Origin of the sequence: uncultured Succinatimonas sp., assembly GCF_905203285.1 — a bacterium.
Taxonomy (GTDB): Bacteria; Pseudomonadota; Gammaproteobacteria; order Enterobacterales; family Succinivibrionaceae; genus Succinatimonas.
The window spans coordinates 1-19,388 of record NZ_CAJKVK010000034.1 but is presented as its reverse complement, the minus strand read 5'-3'; the positions used below and the strand labels follow the sequence as shown (position 1 = coordinate 19,388).

General features: G+C 42.2%; 11 protein-coding genes and 1 pseudogene. 9 read left to right on the top strand and 3 right to left on the bottom strand.

Going from position 1 to position 19,388, the window contains the following annotated elements; all coding sequences use genetic code 11:
• Positions 1-305: 305 nt before the first annotated feature.
• The 5 genes and pseudogenes from QZ019_RS05085 (at position 306) to QZ019_RS05065 (ending at position 7,825) form a co-directional block, all read left to right on the top strand.
• A complete protein-coding gene (locus tag QZ019_RS05085) occupies positions 306-1,790 on the top strand; it encodes an aldehyde dehydrogenase family protein (protein WP_295482858.1) in 1,485 nt (494 codons plus the stop codon).
• Between the two features lie 124 nt (positions 1,791-1,914).
• Positions 1,915-4,367 (top strand): annotated as a pseudogene (rlmKL, locus tag QZ019_RS05080) (bifunctional 23S rRNA (guanine(2069)-N(7))-methyltransferase RlmK/23S rRNA (guanine(2445)-N(2))-methyltransferase RlmL).
• Positions 4,367-6,241, top strand: coding sequence for an ATP-binding cassette domain-containing protein (locus QZ019_RS05075; RefSeq protein WP_295482856.1), 1,875 nt, complete (start codon positions 4,367-4,369; stop codon positions 6,239-6,241). Before rlmKL ends, QZ019_RS05075 begins: the two are co-directional and overlap by 1 nt.
• On the top strand, positions 6,238-7,083 hold the full coding sequence (locus QZ019_RS05070) for a PHP domain-containing protein (protein ID WP_294566705.1): 846 nt from the start codon (positions 6,238-6,240) through the stop codon (positions 7,081-7,083). The genes QZ019_RS05075 and QZ019_RS05070 overlap by 4 nt, the downstream gene beginning before the upstream one ends.
• 118 nt (positions 7,084-7,201) lie before the next feature.
• Positions 7,202-7,825 carry an L-threonylcarbamoyladenylate synthase gene (locus QZ019_RS05065; protein WP_295482853.1) on the top strand — a complete coding sequence of 208 codons (624 nt, stop codon included), beginning with the start codon at positions 7,202-7,204 and terminating at the stop codon, positions 7,823-7,825.
• 118 nt (positions 7,826-7,943) lie between these two features.
• Here the strand turns inward: QZ019_RS05065 and QZ019_RS05060 are convergent, their stop codons facing one another.
• Together QZ019_RS05060 and QZ019_RS05055 are read right to left on the bottom strand one after the other, a co-directional pair.
• A complete protein-coding gene (locus QZ019_RS05060) occupies positions 7,944-9,179 on the bottom strand; it encodes a U32 family peptidase C-terminal domain-containing protein (protein ID WP_295482851.1) in 1,236 nt (411 codons plus the stop codon).
• Positions 9,172-10,086: a recombination-associated protein RdgC gene (locus tag QZ019_RS05055; protein WP_295482849.1), complete on the bottom strand. Its 915-nt coding sequence runs from the start codon at positions 10,084-10,086 to the stop codon at positions 9,172-9,174. Before QZ019_RS05055 ends, QZ019_RS05060 begins: the two co-directional genes overlap by 8 nt.
• 298 nt (positions 10,087-10,384) lie before the next feature.
• Between QZ019_RS05055 and gyrA the strand changes: the two genes are divergently transcribed.
• Genes gyrA through QZ019_RS05035 form a run of 4 tightly spaced genes read left to right on the top strand, consistent with a single transcriptional unit; the run spans position 10,385 to position 17,265 of the window.
• Positions 10,385-13,336, top strand: coding sequence for a DNA gyrase subunit A (gene gyrA, locus QZ019_RS05050; protein ID WP_295482847.1), 2,952 nt, complete (start codon positions 10,385-10,387; stop codon positions 13,334-13,336).
• On the top strand, positions 13,337-14,422 hold the full coding sequence (gene serC / locus QZ019_RS05045; protein ID WP_295482845.1) for a 3-phosphoserine/phosphohydroxythreonine transaminase: 1,086 nt from the start codon (positions 13,337-13,339) through the stop codon (positions 14,420-14,422).
• Positions 14,423-14,434: 12 nt separating this feature from the next.
• The gene (locus QZ019_RS05040) at positions 14,435-16,114 is read left to right on the top strand and encodes an AMP-binding protein (RefSeq protein WP_295482843.1); all 1,680 of its coding nucleotides are present in this window, start codon (positions 14,435-14,437) and stop codon (positions 16,112-16,114) included.
• A 2-nt stretch (positions 16,115-16,116) separates the two neighbouring features.
• Entirely contained in the window at positions 16,117-17,265 is a 1,149-nt protein-coding gene (locus tag QZ019_RS05035) for a hypothetical protein (RefSeq protein ID WP_295482841.1), read from the top strand.
• A gap of 280 nt (positions 17,266-17,545) precedes the next feature.
• Here the strand turns inward: QZ019_RS05035 and QZ019_RS05030 are convergent, their stop codons facing one another.
• Positions 17,546-19,168: a sodium/sugar symporter gene (locus tag QZ019_RS05030; RefSeq protein WP_277297084.1), complete on the bottom strand. Its 1,623-nt coding sequence runs from the start codon at positions 19,166-19,168 to the stop codon at positions 17,546-17,548.
• Positions 19,169-19,388 lie beyond the last annotated feature (220 nt).

Below are 19,388 nucleotides of genomic sequence, written 5' to 3'. Positions count from 1 at the left end.
ACGCCGATGGTAGTGCAACGTACGTTTGCGCGAGAGCAGGTCATTGCCGGGCATCTCCTTACAAGAGCCGCTGTCTTATGGATAGCGGCTTTTCCGTTTCTATATATCTTTAATTTGAGTGTGGTTCTGATACCCAGAACTGACACATAATCGGAATCTCACCTTTCTATTTGTGTTTTCCAACTTTTTTGTGATGATTTTCAATTAATTTGCAGATTAATTGATAATTGTTTACATCTTTAAGTTTTTTCTCCATTTTTTGCATTAAGTTAACTACTAAATAAGCAAAATAAGGAGTGTTTGTCATGTTACCTTCGATGTTAAAACTTAAGGAAAAATATGGCCTGTATATAGACGGAAAATGGAAAGATGCATCTGATAATGCTGTAATAAAAACATATTGTCCTGCAACAGGGGATTTTTTAGCAGATTGTGCCGATGCCTCGAAAGATGATGTTGATTTAGCAGTTAAAGCGGCACAAAAAGCATTTATTTCTTGGTCAAAAACTACTCCCAAAGAGCGTGCGGCTATTTTAAATAAAGTTGCTGATATTATTGATGCCAATAAAGAAGAATTAGCTCTTATTGAATCAGCTGACAACGGAAAACCTCTTCGTGAAACTCGTGTTATAGATATTCCGTACGCTTCAGCTCATTTTAGATATTTTGCCGGTGTAATTCTTGCAGAAGAAGGTTCGGCACAAGTTTTGGATAATGCCTTTTTATCAATTATTTTACGTGAACCTATAGGCGTTGTCGGTCAAATCGTGCCTTGGAATTTCCCTTTCTTAATGGCAGCATGGAAGTTAGCTCCGGTTCTTGCAGCAGGTGATTGTACTGTTATTAAACCCTCAAGTTCTACACCGCTATCAGTTTTGCGTCTTGCTGAACTGACTTCTGAGGTAATCCCTCCTGGAGTATTTAACGTAGTAACGGGAAAGGGTTCTAAAGCCGGTAATTATATGCTTGAACATGAAGGCTTTGCCAAGCTTGCCTTTACCGGATCAACTGAAATCGGCAGAGATGTCGCTCTTGCTGCTGCTAAACGTCTTATTCCGTCCACTTTGGAATTGGGCGGAAAATCAGCCAATATCATTTTTGATGATTGTCGTTTTAATCAAGCTCTTGACGGAGCTCAGCTTGGTATTCTCTTTAATCAGGGACAGGTCTGCTGCGCAGGCTCCCGTATTTTCGTGCAGGAAGGTATTTACGATAAATTTGTCTCAGAGCTCGTTAAACACTTTAATTCAATAAAAGTGGGACTTCCTTGGGATGACGGTGTCCAAATGGGCTCGCAGATTAACGAAACGCAGCTGAATAAAATTTTAGGCTACATTGAAATCGGTAAAAAAGAAGGAGCTGCCGTTCTTTGCGGAGGTGAGAGACTTACTGACGATAAATTAAAAAACGGTGCTTTCATGCGTCCTACTTTGCTTGCCAATGTCAATAATACTTGCAGGGTGGCTCAGGAAGAAATTTTCGGTCCGGTTGCGGTAGTGATCAAGTTTAAGACTGAAGATGAAGTCATTGCTATGGCAAATGACAGTGTCTACGGTTTAGGCGGTGCGGTTTGGACTACCGATATTAATCGTGCTTTACGCGTGGCACGCTCAATTCAGACCGGCAGAATGTGGGTTAATACTTATAATCAGATCCCGGAAGGATCTCCTTTTGGAGGATATAAGCAGTCCGGTATTGGGCGTGAAACCCATAAGATGATCTTGGATCACTATACGCAGTGCAAGAATATTTTGATTAATCTTTCAGAAGATCCCAGCGGTTTCTATTAATCTTTACTTGTTTCTGTTTTTTAGCCCCTTAATTGGGGCTTCTTAGTTAAAAATATAAGTTTTTTCGGCAAAAATACCGACATGGCACTTGATATAATAGCTCCACTAAAATTATGGAGATTCTATGCTGAAGTTTTTTGCTCCTTGTCCTAAGGGTCTTGAAGGTCTTTTATTTAACGAATTAACTTCTTTAAATCTTAAAAATGTTAAAGAAACAGTTGCAGGCGTCTATTTTGACGGAGAATTTGCCGACGGCATGAGGGCTTGTCTATGGAGCCGTTTTGCTTCACGCATTTTATTGAATCTGCAGAGTTTTTACTGTAACGACGATACCGATTTGTATATGGGGGCGGCAGGGGTTGCGTGGGAAAATTATTTTTCAAGCAATGAAACCATTGCCGTGGAATTTTCCGGAACTAATGAATCAATCCGTAATACGCAGTATGGTGCTTTAAAAGTAAAGGACGCTGTTTGCGATCGTTTGCTAAAAAGCGACGGCAAACGTCCTGATGTAGATCGTCATCAGCCTGACGTCAGAATTTTTGCTCATTTGGAGCGTAAGGGCCAGGCTTTTATCGGAATAGATATTTCAGGTCTTGCTTTATTAAAACGCGAATATCACCGTAACACTGGTATTGCTCCTTTAAAAGAAAATTTAGCTGCGGCGATGGTGGTACGCTCGGGATATGCAGGGCAAAACTTTTTAGATCCCATGTGCGGCTCCGGTACTCTCTTACTTGAAGCAGCCGCTATTGCTACTGATACAGCGCCCGGTTTAAGACGTTCTCATTTTGGCTTTTTTAAACTTAAAATCTTTGATAAAGACAAATGGCAGGCGCTTTTGGCCGAGGCAACATTGCGTTCAAGTCGCGGACTTAAGGAAGCTAAGGAAAAAGGAACAAAAATAATAGGTTTTGACGCTGATTCCAATATAGTTGATATTGCTGCGTCCAACGCTTATAAAGCAGGTTTTTCCGAGATTATTGAAACTAAAGCCTGTCCTTTAAGCTCTTTATATAATCCTTTTGACAATAATTTGCCCGTAACCGTAGTTACTAATCCGCCGTATGGCGAGAGAATGGGAAATTTTAATGAGCTTATCGCTTTATATGGAGATTTAGGTCAGAAGCTTAAGGATAATTTCAAAGGTTCAACCGCTGCGGTAATTTCAAGTTCCAATGATTTGCTGTCATGTATCCGTTTGCATCCTGATAAAGTGTATAAGCTTTATAACGGTGCTTTGCAGTGTCAGCTGAGAGTTTTTACAATTAATCAGGCAAATGAAGAAACTCAAAAGAAGTTGAAGAATTTAAATCCGCAGAGCCTGCAGCCGATTTTGCCAATCGTTTGACTAAAAATATTAAGTTTATAAAGAAGTGGGCGCAAAACGAAGAAACCAACGCTTATCGTGTTTATGATGCCGATTTGCCTGATTATCAGGCGGCAATAGATTGTTACGGCGATAATTACGTGGTACAGGAGTATGCTGCTCCATCAAGTGTTTCGGTACAAATAGCCCGTCGCCGCGTACTTGACATGATAAGTGCGGTTATAAGAGTTACGGGAGTTCCCGGCAATCACGTTATTTTAAAAAGCCGTGAAAAGCAAAAAGGCACTCAGCAATACGAAAAGAGCGAAGTTAAAACCAATAACTTCTTTGAAGTTTATGAAAAGGATGCGCGCTTTAAAGTAAATCTTGAAGATTATCTTGACACCGGTTTATTTCTGGATGCCCGTCCTATTCGTGCATTAATTAGGAAAGAAGCAAAAGATAAGTCTTTTTTGAATTTGTTTGCGTATACTGCAAGTGCGTCGGTGATGGCGGCTTTAGGTGGTGCATCCCGTACGGTTACCGTTGATATGAGCAGAACTTATCTTGATTGGGGTATGGATAACTTTAAGCTTAATAATTTAAGTCTTAAAGGACATGACTTCATTCAGGCGGATTGTCTTGCATGGCTTTCTTCCGATCATAATGAAAGTTTTGATTTAATCTATATCGATCCACCGACCTTTTCAAATTCAAAGCGCATGTCAAAAACTTTTGACGTGCAGCGCGATCATTTGATGCTGCTTGCTAACCTTACCCGTCACTTAAAAGACGGCGGAAAAGTGATTTTCTGTACTAATCGCCGTAACTTCAAGCTTGATGAAAATATCAAGGATTATGGATTTACGGTCAAAGATATCACTAAATTCACGATCCCGCGTGACTTTATGCGCAGCAAAAACAGTCACAGCTGTTTTATGCTTTCTTTTACTAAAGCAGACTGCAAAGGCGAAGTTACTCCTCTTGTTACCGTAACCAATGTTCCGCGTTGGTCTAAGACTTTAAGTGATAAGGAAAATCGCTTTAGCTATAAAAAGAGCCGCGAGTTAAAAGAAGATGCAGCCAATGATCGCCGCGGATCTTATCAAAGCGGCAAATTCGGCAATAAAGAGCGTTTTTCCGATTTTTCAGCGCGCGACGGAAAGTTTAGCCGGGATAGAAATGGCTGCAAGGCACCGCGTTTTAGTAAAGAAAAAGCGCAAGTTCGCGGACGCGTGTGGGGCCCTGAAGGAATTAAGGATCTGTAATGGCTTTAATTTCTTTACTTGAGGCAAAACTTGCCTACGGCGATGATTTATTGCTCGATAAAGCTGATTTTGCCTTGGAAGAAGGCGAAAAAATATGTCTTTTAGGCCGCAACGGTACCGGAAAATCGACATTATTGAAGGTTTTTGCCGGTCAAAATGCCTTAGATGACGGCAGGCTTATCATAAAGCAGGGGCTTAATATTGCGCGTCTTGAGCAAGATCCTCCGCAAAATACTGAAGGCACTGCTTACACGATGGCAGCTAAGGGCTTACCGATAGTAGGTACAAGTCTTGCACGCTTTTTTTTAAGTGAGGATGAACAAGAGCAGGCGTCGCTTGCCGCTTTTATTGAAAGTCATGACGGATGGAAAAAAGACGGTATCATCCGCAAGATTTTAAATAAGATGGAAATCGACCCCGAGACGCCGCTTAAGTCTTTGTCAGGAGGCTGGCGGCGTAAAGTGGCACTTGCCGCGGCTTTATCCTGTGAGCCTGACGTGCTGCTTTTAGACGAGCCTACAAACCATCTTGATATTGAAACCATTGAGTGGCTTGAAACCTGGCTTAATGATTTTAAAGGCGCCTTAATTTTTATTACTCACGACAGAACTTTTGCCGATCATTGCGCTACCCGTATTGTCGAGCTTGATAGAGGCAAGCTTTATTCTTATCCGGGATCCTTTGAGGCTTATATAAGGCTTCGCGATGAAAGACTTAGAATGGAGTCTTTAGAGCGCAAAGAGTTTGACAGAATTTTATCTGAAGAAGAAGCTTGGATCCGCCGCGGCGTAAAAGCGCGTCTTGCCAGAAATGAAGGTCGGGTTCGTAATCTTGAACAGATGCGTGAGGAAAGAAAAAACCGCCGCGATCGTCAAGGCAACGTCATTATGCAGGTATCGGAAGCCGACAGATCGGGCAATATCGTATATGAACTGCATGATGTGACGGTGGAGTTTGACGGCAAAAAAGTCATAGACAATTTCAGCGCCACCGTAATGCGTAAAGATCGCATCGGAATTGTCGGACCTAACGGCGCGGGCAAAACCACTTTAATTAAAGTCCTTTTGGGCCTGTTACACCAGACTCACGGTAAAGTACGTGTCGGTGCCAATGTTATTGCGCAGTATTTTGATCAATATCATGAGCAGCTTATTGAAAATAAAACCGTTGCCGATAATGTCGCTGAAGAGCGTAAAGATGTGGTAATAAACGGAAAAACTACTCATGTTCTTTCTTATCTTAAAAACTTTTTGTTTACGGCTCGTCGTTCCCGTTCTCCGGTTTCGGTTCTTTCAGGCGGAGAGAAAAACCGTTTGATGCTCGCCAGAATTTTTGCCCGTCCCTGCAATGTTCTGATTATGGATGAGCCGACTAACGATCTTGATCTTGAAACTTTGGAACTTTTAGAAGAACTTGTTGATAATTTTCCGGGAACGGTCATGGTGATAAGTCATGATCGCAAATTTATTGACAAGGTCGCGACCGAAACCTGGGTCTTTGACGGCAGCGGTCATATAGAGCCGATTGTAGGCGGCTGGTCTGACGTGGTCGCTTATTATGAAAGAACCGGTAAAAACAGTAAGGCTGAAGAGAAAACTACGACAACAGATCCTAAAAATAAAGAGAAGAAAGACAAACCTAAAAAGGCGGGGCTTACCTACAGTGAGTCTTTTGAATTGAAAGATTTGCCGCAAAAAGTAGAAGATATTGAAAGTAAAATTGCTGCAGTGGATGCAAAGATTGCCGATCCGGCAATTTACTCTGACGGCGGCGTGAAAGCAAAAGAGCTTACTCTTGAACGTTCAGCTTTGCAGGAGCAGCTTGATGCTTTATATGCCCGTTGGGAAGAGTTGGAAATGAAGGCGGATTCATGAGTTTTATTGATTTACATTGTCATACTAATGCGTCCGACGGAGCGTTTTCACCTGAAGGCGTGGTGGAAAGAGCCGTCAATTATAAACTTACTCATCTTGCCATAACCGATCATGATACGGTAAAAGGAATTAAAGCGGCGCAAGACGCTGCCTGCGGGCGTATCAGCATTATTCCCGGAATTGAGATCTCAACTACCTGGCAGCATCAGCAAATTCATATCGTCGGTCTTTTTATCGACCCTAAATGTTCTTATATGCTTAATCTTGTCAAAGAACAGAACGGCAAACGTATCGAGCGAGCTGAAAAAATCGGCTATAAATTAAGCAGAATAGGTTTTCCTGATGCTTATGAACGGACAAAGGCTATGGCAGGTGACGGCGCAATCATTACTCGCGGTAATTACGCACGTTTTTTGGTAAGCGTAGGCGGAGCTTCTTCTACGGATGATGCGTTTAATGCTTTTTTAAAGAAGGGAAAACGCGCGTATGTTTGCACCGAGTGGATGGAAATAGGGACTGCCGTTGAGGCGATAAAAAAGTCAGGCGGTGTCGCGGTGCTTGCTCATCCCCGCCGTTATGATTTGACCAATACCAAGCTGCGCAAGCTTATTGAAGAGTTTAAAGACTGCGGCGGTATCGCTCTTGAAGTTTCATCCTGTCAGCAGGGATTAAACGATAGAGATTATTTGGCAAGCTTATGCCGTCAGTATGAGATGTTAGGTTCGGTTGGTTCTGATTTTCATAGTGAAGGACCGTACCGCGATATCGGACGTAATATTGATTTGCCTGAAGGTATTATCCCGGTGTGGACATGTCCTCAAGCAAAGCCTTACTCTTTTTAATTTTTAAAGACTTGGTTCAAGTTCTGTCCGTGACATTCGGGAGCTTTTTGGCTATTCTAATGACGCTTTGAAGAACTTAAAATTTAAAATGAAAAAATTATAAAAACGAGTATTTGTTATGACAGCAGAATTTATATCTATTCATCCTGATAATCCGCAGCCGCGCTTTATTAAGAAAGCCTGCTCAATTATTGAATCGGGCGGTGTCGGCGTTATTCCTACGGACTCTGCCTATGCTTTGTGCTGCAATATCGGTGACAAAAATGCGATGGAAAGAATTGCCGCTATTCGCAAAATAAGTAAAAAACATAATTTCACCTTGATTTGCCGCGATCTTTCCGAGCTTTCAACCTATGCAAAAGTAAGCAATAACGTATTTCGTCTGCTTAAGAACAACACCCCGGGAGCTTACACTTTCATATTGCCCGCAACTAAAGAAGTACCAAGACGCTTAATGAATGAAAAAAAGCGTACTATCGGCATTCGCGTTCCGTCAGGTGCTATTATTGAGGCTTTGCTCAATGAATGCTCTGAGCCGCTTTTAAGCTGTTCTCTTATTCTTCCCGATCATGAAGAGCCTGAGAACGATCCGATAACCATTAACGATGAAATCGGATCTATAGTAGATGTTATCGTTGACGGTGGCGTGCTTGATGCGATGCCCACTACCGTTATTCGTTTTGAAGATGATATGCCGGTTATAAGACGTGTAGGCAGAGGCGATCCTACGCCTTTTAGTTAAGTAATTTATCGGTCTTTTTATTGTCAAAAATATTTTTAGACCATCAAAAGAAAAAGTATTAAGAATCAAGAAATTCTTTTAAGTCCTCCTGACATAACATCAGGAGGCCTTTTCGTGTTTAGCGGTTAGCTCTTAACAGTACGGCAGTAGATATATCTACAGGCTCTTTTAAGGAAAGACTTACGTAATATCCGTCACCCGGGGCAAGTTCGCAAGGCTTTCCGTGTTTATCCAGCATGGTATTGCCGTCAAGCAGGATTTGACCTTTAGGCGTGAAAAGAATTAATTTATCGTCTTTGGTAAAACGGTTTTTAACTTTAATGTAAAGCCTTTCGTCCTTTTGCTCTTCAATTGCGCCTACGATCATCCAATTGCCGTGGGTCGGAGAATTGGTGGTATATTCCTGCGTTTCATTAGGACGATGAACCTCAAGAAGACCAGTAGTGTAACCGCGGGATGGAATTGAGTTGACTATTTCAAATGATTCATCAGGGATCTCGCCGCCTGCTGCAATGCTGTCAATTGCAAGACGATAAGCACGGCTTACTGCTCCTGAGTAAAAAGGAGAGCGGGAACGGCCTTCAATTTTAAGCGAGTCAACTCCGATATCCATTAAACGTTTAATTAAAGGCAGAGCGCATAAATCTTTTGAGTTTAAAAGATAAGATCCGTGTTCATCCTCTTCTATCGGCATCCATTCGCCTTGGCGTTTGGAGCTTTCTTCGATTTCCGCGTATAGGGAGCGCACGTTATATCCCCAGCGGCAGGAATTGGTACAAGCACCGACGTTGGCATCACGACGGGCAAGCAGTCCTGAGATAAGACAGCGTCCCGATACTGCGATGCACAAAGCTCCGTGCACGAACACCTCAAGCTCCATATCAGGACAATCATCACGGATCATGGCAATTTCCTGAAGTGTAAGCTCACGGGCGAGAATGCAGCGGGTAATACCGATTTTCTGCCAGAATTTTACGGTTCCCGAGTTTACGGTATTGGCCTGAACGGAAAGATGGATAGGAATATCAGGATGGCGCTCACGGGCTAACATGATAAGACCCGGATCTGCCATGATGAAAGCATCAGGTTTTAATGCCGCCACTTCATCAAGTGCAGGAATAAATGACTGCGTTCTTCTCATGTGCGGAATTACGTTTAATACGGCAAAAAATTTCTTGCCGCGTTCGTGCAGATGATTAATTCCTTTGGCAAAATCTTCACGGGTAAATCCGTTGCCGCGAACGCGCAGCGACCAGCGGGGAATACCGGCATAGACTGCATCGGCACCGTATGCCGCAGCCATTTTTAAATGTTCAAAGCTTCCTGCAGGAGCTAAAAGTTCTGGTTTATTCACAATCAAAAATCTCTGAAATACTATCAATTAATGAAGTTAAAACTTCTCCTTGCAGACATAAATGAGCTGCCATGTCGGCAACGGCATCGTCTGATTTTTCCGGCAGGTTTTTTTCAAGGAATTGATCAAGCGGACGCATTCTTTTAACCGTTAAGTCAGAAGAAAGCACGCACATAACTGTGTCTTCAAAAATAAGCTGCAAATCGGTGATTACTTTGCCGGCATTTATATGCACGGCAATTTCATCGGAGTTTAAATCTTCTTTTGATACTTTAACGGTTCCGCCTTCATCATCAGTGCTTTTTAAGGTTGCGTCGTTGCCAAGAGTAAAAACATTAGGCAGATCGTTATTTGAAATCCAAGCCGTCATGCGATCTTCAACCACACAGCGAGGTTGAAAGCATTTGGCCGGAAATGTTGAAAAAGCCTCTCTTAGCATGGCTATGGCACGTTCGGCACGCTTTGCCGATGATACAGATACCGCCACATAGCCTTTTTCTGAATTAACGCAGATTAAAAGTTCACGGCGGGCTGAAAAGGCTTGTGCTAAAAGCTTATTAACGACTGCGGTTTTAAGCGCTTGCTTTTCATTTTTACGCAGTTCCCGTTTTAATGCTATTTCCTTATTCTCGATTTCTTCATCCAGTTCGTTTTTAATAACTGAGGCCGGTAAAAGCTTATTTTCTTCTAAAATCTTAAAAAAGTGATTGTGTGCATTGGAGAAAGTGAAAGCCTTAGCGTTCTTGCCGAAAATCGGTGCAAATCCTAAAGTGGAGACTTCCTGAGCCATGCAGGGACGAAAAGCTTTTTCACTGATGGTTTTTTCTAAAAGTTCTTCATTTTTAAAATAATTTTTGATCTCTTCACTAAGTTCAAGACGATAAATTCTGGCATTTTTAAACCACATGCTCAATCCTCTTTTTTTGCTTTGTTTTTAAGATACTTATTGTACCTTTTTTTAAGTGCGTTTCTATGGGTAAAAATTGCTTAAAAATGAGAAAAATGCTAGAATGCTAAGTTGTTTTCGGCATTAATTTCATATAAAAATTAGTGCGTTATCAAAGATTTTTAGTTTTGGTTAATTTACTTACAAAGTAAATTTCCCCGTGCTTAAAATACTTGTCACAAGACAAAGTGAAAAAGCGTCTTACAAATGACGCTGATTTTTTGAAGATTTACGATCCCATCTTATTAAGGTACTTTTCATGGCGGATATTACCGACGATTCTTTAAATCAGGAATCACAAAATTCAGTGAAACAGGATGGCAACGGAGAGGTAACTGCGTCTGCAGGCACAATGCATAGCAGTGACGGTCATTCTGATGACGGTATTGATACGGCATCACAAAGCGTATCTGCCAATGTGGCAACCGTAAAGCTTGAAGATGAGCTTAAAAAATCCTTTATCGATTATGCAATGTCGGTAATCGTCGATCGTGCGCTGCCTGATGTCCGTGACGGTTTAAAGCCCGTGCATCGCCGCGTGCTTTACGATATGTACGATTTAAAAATTTGGCATAACGGCCAGACTAAAAAATCCGCACGTGTCGTCGGTGACGTAATCGGTCGTTTCCATCCGCACGGAGACGCTGCAGTATATGAAACCATCGTGCGTATGGCTCAATGGTTTTCCATGCGTGCTCCGCTGATTTTCGGTCAGGGAAATTTCGGTAATATTGACGGTGACGGTCCTGCGGCAATGCGTTATACCGAAGTACGCATGACCAAGATTGCCGAGATGATGCTTCAGGATATCGATAAAGAGACTGTCGATACTTATCCTAACTATGACGGCAATGAGCAGATCCCTGAGGTTCTGCCGACCCGCTTCCCTAATTTGCTCGTAAACGGTTCATCCGGTATTGCGGTAGGTATGGCTACTAATATACCGCCGCATAATTTAGGCGAAGTGATTGACGGCACCGTAGCGCTTTTGGATAACCCGGAATTAGGTCTTGACGACCTTATGCGTTATATTCCGGGACCTGATTTCCCTACAGGCGGATTTATTGTCGGCAATGCCGTTATCCGTGAAGCTTATCGTACCGGTCGCGGCCGCTGTATTATGCGTGCCCGTACTCATATTGAGGAAGATAAGTCAGGTCGTAAGACCATATACGTTGACGAAATTCCTTATGTTGTCAACAAGAGTGCCATCGTAAAACAGATCGCCGAACTTGTCCGCGATAAAAAGATCGAAGGCATTTCCGAAGTCAATGATTTATCCGATAAGGACAATCAGGTTCGCATCGCTATCGATTTAAAGCGGGATGCTTATGAAGAAGCCGTTTTAAACAACTTATTTGAACGCACCTCTTTGCAGTCAAGCTTCCCGATAAACATGATTGCGCTGGTGCATAATCATCCGCGCCAGTTATCGCTTAAAGAGATTTTAAGTGAGTTCATTAACTTCCGCCGTGAAGTAGTAACTCGCCGAACCGTTTATCTGTTGCGTCAGGATCGCCGTAAAGCATTCCTTGATGAAGGATTAATCGTTGCAAAGGCCAATATCAATAAGATTGTTGACATGATTACCGACTCGGCTAACGCCGATGAGGCTCGCCGCCGTTTAATGGAAGAGCCGTGGGACGGTACTTTGATTTCCTCTTTAATTGAAAGAACTGAAGAAGGATTTAATATTTGTCTGCCGTCAGGAATTGATCCGAAAGCCGGACTTCATGATGATAAGTACTATTTGTCTGAAGAGCAGGCTCGCGCGATTCTTGCTTTGCAGCTGCAAAGACTTACTCATCTTGCCGGAGATGAAATTCAGGCCGATTACAAGGCTTTAATTGAAAATATTAAGGGTTATCTTGAAATCCTGAATAATCCTGTGCGCATGAACGAAGTCATCCGTGATGAGCTTATTGAGGTCAAAGAAGCTTTTGCCGATAAGCGCCGCAGCGACTTTACCGAAGATTACGGCAAGCTATCCAAAGCCGATTTCATTGCTCCGCAGGATGTTATCGTTACTTTGTCGCAGGAAGGTTACATTAAATATCAGGATATCTCCACCTATGAAGCTCAGCAGCGCGGCGGTAAAGGACGTCAGGCGGCAAAGCTTAAGGATGACGATTTCATTTCCCGCATGGCGGTGACCAATACTCACGATACCTTGATGTGCTTTACTGATAAAGGCCGTGTTTTTGCCTCTAAGGTATTTGATTTGCCGACCTCAGAAAACAGAACATGGCGCGGACGTCCCATTCAGAATATCTTTAAGATTGATGAGGGCGAAAAGATCACCGCTTTGCTTCCTGTTTCCGAGTTTGATGAAAATCATTTCATCATCATGGCAACCGTTATGGGCTACATAAAGAAAGTAAAGCTAAGTGCCTTTAAGTCATTTATGCAGCGTGTAAACGATCAGGCGATAAAAGCCATTGCATTGCGTGAAGGCGACAGCCTGATGGGAGCTGAGATTTCAAGCGGCGATGATGATGTCTTTGTGTTCAGTTCTGACGGACAGTGCGTCCGCATGTGCGAGTTCTACAATAAGAAAGATACTGCAGAAAATGACGAAGTCGAAGATGACGGAGTTGAAGCTGAGGTTGAAGAAAATGAAGATCAGTCCTCGGAAGGTGAGGTAAAAGTCGTCGATCGTCATGCTGGTCAGGGAATAAGACCGTCAGGACGCGGCAGCGGTGCTTTGCGCATTATTAAGTTAAGACCAGGACAAACCGCCGTGTCATTAATTTTGTTAAGTGTTGACGAAACAGATCCTGAAGCGGTAATGGTAACGGCAAACGGCTACGGCAAGCGTATTTTGTTAACTGACATTCCTTTGCGCATGAACCGCGGCAGCAGCGGCGTTAAGACCATGAGTCATATGGATCGTAACGGAAAGCTTGTAGGGGTAGTTCGCTCTGACATTAACAGTGATTATCTTGTCATTACCGATTTAGGTCATATGACACGTACTCCGGTAAGCAACTTGCCTTTGCCCGGACGTACTGCAGGCGGTGTAATCGTGATGCGCCCATATGAAGGTGAAAGCATAATTGCGTTACAATCAATACCTGAGAACGTCGTTGCGTCAAATGAGCATACCCGTAATGCCCGTAATCTTGATAAGAATGACGAGCTTGAGATTATTGAAAAATTAAACGGCGGAAAAGATAAGGACGCTGAAGAAACCTCCAAGGAGGATATTTAAATGAAGGTTTGGAATTATAGTGCAGGTCCGAGCATGATCCCTGTACCCGTTATGGAAAAGGCACAAAAGGAGTTTTGTGATTTTAACGGTCTTGGAATGGGTATTGTAGAAATGTCGCATCGCAGCGCCGAGTATATGGCGGTAGCAGCAGAGGCTGAACAGCTGTTGCGCGATATTATGGAAATTCCTGCAAATTATAAAATATTGTTTGAGCAGGGCGGCGGACGCGGTCAGTTTGCCGCTGTTCCTTTAAATATTCTTCCCGAGGACGGATTTGCCGATTATTTCGTGACCGGACACTGGTCACGCTGCGCGTATAAAGAATGTGCCGAGCGTTACGGTAAAGCAATTTTGCATGAATGCGTTGAAAAAGACGGTGACGGTAATTTTTATATAGATTACTCAAAGATGCAGGTAACTCCCGGCGCTGCTTACGCTTATGCCTGCCTTAATGAAACCGTAAACGGTATTGAAATGTTTAATCTGCCTGAGACGGGAGACGTTCCTTTAATTGTTGACATGTCATCAAATATTCTTACCCGTAAGATTGATGTGTCTAAATTCGGCGCGATTATTTTCGGTGCACAGAAGAACGTCGCTCCTGCCGGTCTTACCGTTACTATTGTAAGAGAAGATTTACTGGGGCGGGCCCGCAAATATTGTCCGTCAATTTTTGACTGGTCCGTGCTTGCCGCTCATGATTCCATGTACAACACTCCTAATTCTTTTGCCTGGTATATGGCCGGTCTTGACTTTAAATGGATTAAAGACTTGGGCGGTGTCGCAGAACTGGAAAAACGTAATTGTCAGAAAGCAAACCTTTTATATAATTTTCTTGATAGTACAGACTTTTACCGCTGTCCTATCGCCAAATCTGATCGCTCTCGCGTAAATTGCGTGTTTACTTTAAAAGACGAGAGTCTCAATGCCGAATTTTTAGCTCAGGCAAAATCTGAGCATTTGGTGGGACTTAAGGGACACAAAGTTTTAGGCGGAATGCGTGCTAGCATCTATAATGCCATGCCGCTTGAGGGTGTAGAAGTTTTGGTGAGGTATTTAGATAAATTTGCCAAGGCTCACTCATAGCAAAGAGGTTTTATGACGCAAAAGGATCTGCCGTGGATTAAAAGTTATCCTCCTGAAGTTTCTTTTGACGTTGACACTCGTCCGTTTGAAAATTTAAATGACCTCTTTGATTATGTAGTGCGACGCTACGCAGATAAGACCGCATATATTAATATGTCCGGTCATATCTCATATGAAAATCTTGCGGTGGAAGTTGAGTATTTCGCCGCATTTTTACAAAAATATTGCAAGCTTAAAAAGGGTGATAGGCTTGCAATAATGATGCCTAATCTCATTCAATATCCGATTGCTCTTTTTGCCGCGTTAAAGGCCGGACTTACTGTAGTTAACATAAATCCTTTATATACTCCGCGCGAACTTGGAACACAGCTTGCCGATTGTAAGGCTGATGCCATTGTGGTAATTGCCAATTATGCTTTTAATCTGCAGAAAGTTATCGGGCAAACCCGGATACGGCATGTCATAGTGACGGGAGTCGGCGATGCTCTGGGATTTTTTCGCGGGCGCTTAGTGAATTTTATGGTGCGATCCGTTTTAAAAATGGTGCCTAAATTCATTATGCCTAACAGCATTTCCTTTAAAAAAGCTTTGCGTATCGGCTCACAGCTGACTCTTGATCCGGTTCTTAATCGTTATGATGATATAGCATTTTTGCAATATACCGGCGGTACGACGGGAAAGCCTAAAGGTGCTGAATTAACTCATGGCAATATTATTGCTAATATTTCAGAACTGTTAGCCTATTACGGATCGGTTGTCAACAGGGGACAGGAAACCGTGGTTACCGCTTTGCCGCTTTACCATATTTTTGCGATGACGGTAAACTGCATGTTGTTCTTTGCAATCGGTGCGACCAACATCCTTATTACCGATCCGCGCAGAATTAAGGATTTTATTAAAGAATTAAAGCATCATCCTGATATTTCGATTTTTACCGGAGTTAATACTTTATTTAATGCCTTATTAAATCATCCGGATTTTGAACACGTAGCTTTAGGGCGACTGCGTCTTGTCATCGGCGGCGGAGCTGCGGTACAGTCTGGGGTTGCGCAGCGTTTTAAAGCGCGAACCGGTCTTAACATTTTGGAAGGTTACGGTCTTACAGAATGCTCTCCCGTATGCTCAGTATGTCCTTATACGGCAAAAGAATATACAGGATCAATAGGTTTGCCTTTACCCGGGACTTATGCCCGTATTATTGACGCTGACGATAATGAAATTTGGGATTTGAATACGCCCGGTGAGCTTGAAATCAAAGGCCCTCAAGTTATGAAAGGTTATTATCATAATGAAGAGGATACTAAAAAAGTAATGCATGACGGTTATGTGCGTACGGGCGATATCGCGGTTTGGCTTGAAGGCGGCTACATTAAGATTATCGATAGATTAAAAGATATGATTTTAGTGTCGGGATTTAATGTTTTTCCGTCGGAAATTGAAGATGTGGTCAGTAAGTTCGATAAAGTGCTTGAATGTGCTGCAATCGGCGTTAAATCAGATAAGACCGGAGAAGCAATCAAGCTCTTTGTGGTAAAACGCGATCCCTCGGTTACTGCTGAGGAAATAAAGGATTATTGCAGATCATATCTCACTCCGTATAAAATTCCGCACATTGTCGAATTTACTAATGATTTGCCAAAATCTGCCATCGGCAAGGTTTTGCGCCGTCGTTTGCGTACTGAAGCTAAATGATCATGCAAGAGATTTCATATATAAAAGTTGACGAAAAAACCAAACTTGATTTACTTATAGACAGTATCAGATCTTTAACTGATGAAGATTTTATTTCTCTTGATACTGAATTTGTCAGAATAAACACCTTATTTCCGATCTTAGGTCTTTTACAGTTAAGATTTAAAAATGAAACATATCTTGTTGATCCGGTAGCTTTAAACATAAAGGATTTAGTTAGAACATTAACCGAAACAAAAGCTGCGGTACTTATTTTTTCCGGGGATGAAGATCTGGAGATATTAGTTAAGATTGCGCGAGATAACGGTTTTGCTTCATTATTACCGCAGAAAGTCTATGATCTGCAGCTTTTAGCCGCTTTTGATGATTTCCTATACGGGAAAGGTCTTAACGCTTATGTAAAAGAATTAGTGGGAGCAGAACTTGAAAAAGATTGTACCCGTACTGATTGGCTTTACCGTCCTTTATCTGAAAATCAGCTTATCTATGCAGCGCTTGACGTTGAGTATTTAGAAGAGATGTATAAGCTTCTTTATAAGCGACTTGATGAAAAGCGTTTTTCTTATTTTTTAGCTGAGATGGAAATTAAAAAAGCCGATGCGGATATTATCTATGATCCGAAAACTGCATATCGGCAGGTAAAAGGAGCGGGACTGCTTAAAAACGACGCTCTTACAAGGCTGCAGTATTTATGTCAGAAAAGACTTGAATTTGCTTTAGAGCATGATGTTGCTTTAAATCATGTCATTACTACCGGAGCATTATGTGACGTAGCCAAGGACTCGCCGCTTACATCACAAGGCCTAGCGTCCTGCGGGGTAAAATGGGGAGCAATCCGTCAGCATGGAACTATGATTATTGAGTGGGTAAAAGAGAGTATCGCATTACCGGTTCGCTCTGATTTACCTTTGCCGATTAATTATTTTGCGCATAAAAGAGAATTAAAAGACGCATTTAAGCGCCTTAAACGCTATTTAGAGAAGTGTGCTCATGATGCAGGTATTGCTCCTGAGCTGTTGGCTGCTAAAAAATACGTTTATGACTATTTTTTGAAAAAATATTTAAACGAAGTCCCTTATCTTGAATTCTCTTGGCGTAAAAATGTGGTTGCCGATATTAATAATTTGAATTTGCCTAAAGTAGAACGTTAAAAACGAAACAGCCGCGGGCATTTCCCGACGGCTGCTTGTCCATAAAACTTTACCGGTTTCATGAGGTGTAGGGCGAAGGACTTTGTTACGATTGGAGATCAGGACAAAAAAGAAAGGTTTTTTAGTTCACCGATCCTTTTAAATGCCTTGCCTTACATATAAATATATAGTTCAATTTTTGAAAAAAGCAAAAATTTAATTTTTTAATACAAAAAAGCCGCGATTTTGTTTCGCGGCTCATTCTAATTAAGCGGCACATTTACCGCTTTTTATCTCGTTATTACCAGAACAGTGCGTATAAGACAGCAGTGATAAGGCAGACAATATAAGCACCAATCTTAAATCCTGCAGAGGTGATGAACATCTTCTTAGTGAGAATGATGGCCTTAGGATCGTCGTCATTTTCTGATGAATCCAAGGATACGAAGACAATGATAGCGATGGTAAGGATGAAGGTGTACAACATCTGATCGAGGAACGGAAGCTCCAACGGCAGGAACTTAAGCAGCAAGGCGATAGGGATTGAAGCGATAACACCGATGGATGCTGCTTTGGTAGTGGTCTTCTTGTAGAAGAGACCTAACATGAATACTGCAAGGATGCCCGGGGAAACCAAGCCGGTGTATTCCTGAATGAATTGGAAAGCCTGATCGATAGCACCTAACATCGGAGCCATGAATACGGCGATGATTAAGGCGATAATTGCAGTTAAACGTCCGACGTTAACTAAACGTAAATCAGAAGCTTGCTTGTTGATGTACTGCTTGTAAATATCCATAGTGAAGATAGTAGCAGTAGAGTTTAACATTGAAGCTAATGAAGATACGATAGCTGCTGCCAAGGCGGCGAATACTAAGCCTTTAACGCCCAAAGGCAGGAACTGGGTTAACCACGGATAAGCGCGGTCGGCATGATCAAGTGACGGCAGGAAGTTTGCTGCACCGGCACCTAATTTAGCCATTAATTCCTGATCTTGGGTAATGACATAGGCGGCGATACCCGGAATTACGACGAGGAACGGAATGATGAGCTTTAAATAACCGGCAAATACGAGGCCTTTTTGAGCTTCGTTGACGGATTTTGCTGCAAAAGTACGTTGGATGATGTACTGGTTAAAGCCCCAGTAATAGAGGTTGGCAATCCACAAACCACCGATGAGAACGGCGATGCCGGGGAGGTTCATGAACTGAGGATTGTCCTTCTCCAAAATCATCTTGAAGTGATCAGGAGCAGCATCTATAAGGTTGCCCATGCCTGAGAAGAATCCTTGTCCGTCGCCGATGAAGGTGACTGCAATGTAGGTAGTAGCGAAGCCGCCGACAACCAAGACAGCAACCTGAATAACGTCAGTCCATACAACAGCGCTTAAGCCGCCGTATACGGAATAAACCAAAGCGAAGACAGCAAGTCCGATAATTGAATACATCATCGGGATACCGAGGATGGTTTCAAGAGCTAAGCCGCCTAAGTATAAGACAGAGCTTAAGTTTACAAAAATGTACAAGCACAACCAGAAAACGGCCAAAATGGTCTTTAAGGTGCTGTTGTAGCGTTTTTCGACAAACTCAGGAATAGTATAAATGCCTTTGTCGATGAATACCGGCAGGAAGAATTTTGCAACGATAATCAAGGTAATGGCAGCCATCCATTCGTAAGATGCGATACCCAGGCCGATAACGAAACCGGATCCTGACATACCGATAAATTGCTCGGCGGAAATGTTTGCTGCAATTAATGATGCACCGACAGCCCACCAAGGAAGTGATTTACCGGCAAGGAAGTAGCCTTCGGTGCTCTGCTTGTTTTTACGGGAAACGGCAAGACCGACGCTAATGATGACGAGGACGTAAATACCGAAGATTACGTAATCTATGGTACCAAGTCCGTGGTTTAAGGTATCCATGTATAAGAACCTCTATGTATAAAAAAACTCACCCATCAATACGCCACCCGGCATATTAATTGAGCTATTTATACCTTTACTCAAAGATGCTTGCAACTATAAAAAAATTATGTTTGATAGCTTATTTTAATAAATACCATTATATTTTTAATGTATTTACTTAAATAAATTCAATCAATCATATAAAAACGATATATGAAAACGGTTACATAAATTAATT